This window comes from Clostridia bacterium (assembly GCA_019683875.1).
Classification (GTDB): Bacteria; Bacillota; Sulfobacillia; order RBS10-35; family Bu92; genus Bu92.
This window is the reverse complement of sequence record JADGHN010000154.1, coordinates 1-3,223: the sequence shown is the minus strand read 5'-3', so window position 1 is coordinate 3,223 and position 3,223 is coordinate 1. Positions and strand designations below refer to the sequence as shown.

Sequence of the window (3,223 nt, the reverse complement as noted above, 5' to 3'; positions counted from 1 at the left end):
ACAGGTGCAGGGCTCCGTGCACGTGCAGTTCTGCCCGCAGTGCTCCCGCTCGCAATGGTCGCAGCAGCAGTGGTCGACGCTCATCGATGACGGGCTCAAATTGGATGCCCCCTTGCCGCTCGATCAGGAACAGTGTGCCCAGCCCGGTCCGGGTTCCATTCCGGGTGGTGATTATCCCTTGAGGTCAACGACACCCGCCGGTGCCTCAGCAACGCCACCACTGAAGGGGAATTTGGCTCGGCCGCGGGGGAAACCTCCAGCTTAGATTCCCATCATCATTGTGCTCGTCGCGGTTGCCCTGTACGTCTTAACAAAGTAGCCTCCCCGTTCGGAGAGGCTACCAACCCGAAACCGGCCCTGCGCCCCCGCTCCACGGGGAACGCCGCCGAATCGAGGCTCGCGTGACGGCGCGAGCCTCGTGCTGCCTAAACTATACGAATGCTTGCGCTGGCATGCAATCTCTTTGTGCGGGCATCAGGTCACCGCTGAGGAACAGCGCCAGCCCTCGCCGCCCTACACCCTGCGGTACCTCCGCAGCGCCACCACGTTCAGGGCCAGGAACGCCACGCAATACCCCGCGAGGATCCACAGCTCGGCCTGCACCTGGTCGAGGCTGCGTCCCTCCACCATCACGCCGTGCAGGGCGCGGGCCGCGTGGGTCAGCGGGAAGGCCTCGCCCAGCTGCCGCAGCCACTCCGGAAGGCCGCGAAGCTCGAACAGGCCGCTCAGAAACACCTGCGGCAGGATCACGAGCGGGATGAACTGCATCATCTGGAACTCGTTGCGCGCGAAGGCGGACAGCAGCGTGCCCAGCGCCAGCGCCACCGTCGCCGCCAGGAGGCTCACCGGGAACGCCGACCAGAACCCGCCCACGGTGCGGATCTTCATGACGTCGAGGACGAACCACTGGATGACCAGCGTCTGCGCCAGCGCGAAAAGGCCGAACCCCAGGAAGTACCCGAGCACGATCTCGTGCCGCCGCAGCGGGGTGGCGAGCACGCGCTCCAGCGTGCCGGCCGTCCGCTCCCGGAGGAACTGCACCCCGGCGATGAGGAAGACGAAGAAGAACACGAAGAACGCCACGAGGACGGGCGCGTCGTAGTCCAGCGCCGTGAAGTCCGGCCCGCCGTGCAGGTACGTGATCCGCACCGGGACCGGCGACGGCGCCGTCGCCTGCATCGCCTTCTGCACGGTCTGCAGCGCCGCGCGGCTGATCAGCGGATCCGAGCCTTCCAGCCGGATCTCCACGCCCCCGGGGCTGAAAGCCACGAACGCGTCGGCCGCCTTGTACGCCAGGTCCGCCCGCGCCCGCTCCAGCGACACCGCCCGCACCGTCGCGCCGGCCTTCTTGAGCTGCTCCACCACCGGCGCGGGCGCGGTCACGGTGTCGAGGACGGGCTTCGCCTCCGCACCCGTGAACACGAGGTCCAGCAGCAAGAGAATCAGCAGCGGCGCCACGAACATCAGCGCCACCGTGCGATGGTCGCGCCCCACCTGCTTGACGAGCCGCTTCGCCAGGGCCAGCGTCCTCATCGCGCCGCGCCCCCCAGGCGCAGGAAGACCTCTTCGATGCTGGCCGCGCCCGCCTGCGCGCGCAGCTCCGCCGGCGTCCCGACGGCGATCAGCCGGCCTGCCCGGATCAGCGCCAGCCGGTCGCAGCGCTCGGCTTCGTCCATCACGTGCGTGGTGACGAGGATCGACACGCCCGCGGCCTTCAGCCGCGCAAACTCGTCCCAGAAGGCGCGCCGCAGGACCGGGTCGACGCCCACCGTCGGCTCGTCGAGCAGCAGCACGCGAGGCTCGTGCAGGAGCGCGATGGCCAGCGACAGGCGGCGCCGCATGCCGCCGGAGTACGTGGCGACGGGCCGCTTCGCCGCGTCCGCCAGCTGCACCAGCCGGAGCACGGCGTCGATCCGCTCCCGCCGGCGCGCCCGCGGCAAGCCGTAGAGCTCGGCGAAGAACTCAAGGTGGTCCAGGGCGTTCAGCTCCGGGTAGAGCGCGTCCGACTGCGCCATGTAGCCGATGCGTTCCGTCGCCTCCAGCGACGGCATCCTGTGGCCGAGCACGCGCACCTCGCCCGCCGCCGGCGCGACCATGCCGATGATCGCCCGCACGACCGTCGTCTTCCCCGACCCGGACGGCCCCAGCAACCCCAGCGTCTCGCCCTCGTGCATCTCGAAGGAGACATCCTCAAGGATGCGCGCCGAGCCGATCCGAACTCCTACGCGATCGACTTCCACGGCGGGGGGCATCGGTCTGGCTCCTTTACACTCTCAGAAGTGATAACACTCTTTGAAGCAGCACCGCTCATTTGTCCATGCGTCACGCGGCTTCCTGCCGGGCCGGACCCGTGCGGCTGTGGTCTTATCCATCACCGGCAGGATTTGGCGGCACGGGGCCGAGAATTTTGCCCGTAGGATCCATTCACGCTCGGGAAGTGTCCGCGTGGCGCGACGACCCTCCAAATCAGCGACGTTGCCCTGGGACGCCGCACAAAGGGACCCGCTCGGCCTGGCGGCGTTCGTGGATGTCGAGACGACCGGTCTCGATTCCAATCGCGACGAGGTCGTGGAACTGGCACTGGTCCTCTTCGCCTTCGATCGAGAGACCGGCACCATCGCCGGGATCGTCGATGAGTATATCGGTTTGAGGGAGCCGGCGAGGCCCATACCGCCCGACGCCACCGCCATCCATCACATCACCCACCGAATGGTCAAGGGCCGTCGCCTGGACGACCGTCGCGTCCGGGATCTCCTTGACAAAGCCGAATTTCTGATCGCTCACAACGCGCAGTTTGACTATTCCTTCGTAGTTCGGCTCTACCCGGAAGCGGCGCAGAAAGTCTGGCTATGCTCCATGCGCGGAATCGCCTGGTCGAACCACGGGTACCGCTCGCGATCACTCCAAAACCTGCTCGCCGCACACGGCATCAAGGTAGACCGGGCACACCGAGCCGGCGCCGATTGCCACGCCGCGATCGCCCTCCTTGGCTGCCGAGGGCTCCACGGAGACACCTACCTCCTCGAACTCATGCGGGGTCTTCCCGCTCGTCCCGTGCGGGTGCCGTCCCGCGCTGCGGCTTTAGCAAGCAGGACTCCACAAGCAAAGCGTTCGAAGGCTGAACCAGGGCCGAAGAGAGTGAAGCCAGACCCGACGCGGGCAGCGGGGACAGCAGGTTGCGCCACGGTTCTGTGCATTACTGTGTTTGCGATTGCCTTGATGT

At 67.4% G+C, this 3,223-nt stretch carries 3 protein-coding genes; 1 reads left to right on the top strand and 2 read right to left on the bottom strand.

The window, feature by feature from the left end:
• Positions 1-513: 513 nt before the first annotated feature.
• On the bottom strand, positions 514-1,533 hold the full coding sequence (locus IRZ18_09180; protein MBX5477276.1) for an ABC transporter permease: 1,020 nt from the start codon (positions 1,531-1,533) through the stop codon (positions 514-516).
• Positions 1,530-2,252, bottom strand: coding sequence for an ABC transporter ATP-binding protein (locus IRZ18_09175; protein ID MBX5477275.1), 723 nt, complete (start codon positions 2,250-2,252; stop codon positions 1,530-1,532). Before IRZ18_09175 ends, IRZ18_09180 begins: the two co-directional genes overlap by 4 nt.
• A gap of 193 nt (positions 2,253-2,445) precedes the next feature.
• On the opposite strand from IRZ18_09175, the gene IRZ18_09170 reads away from it, so the two are divergent.
• On the top strand, positions 2,446-3,223 hold a 778-nt coding region (locus IRZ18_09170; GenBank protein MBX5477274.1), incomplete at its 3' end, for a hypothetical protein.

Bases quoted from the DNA above. Each gene is read 5' to 3' on its own strand.
- IRZ18_09175 (MBX5477275.1), bottom strand. From the start codon at position 2,252: ATGCCCCCCGCCGTGGAAGTCGATCGCGTAGGAGTTCGGATCGGCTCG.
- IRZ18_09180 (MBX5477276.1), bottom strand. From the start codon at position 1,533: ATGAGGACGCTGGCCCTGGCGAAGCGGCTCGTCAAGCAGGTGGGGCGC.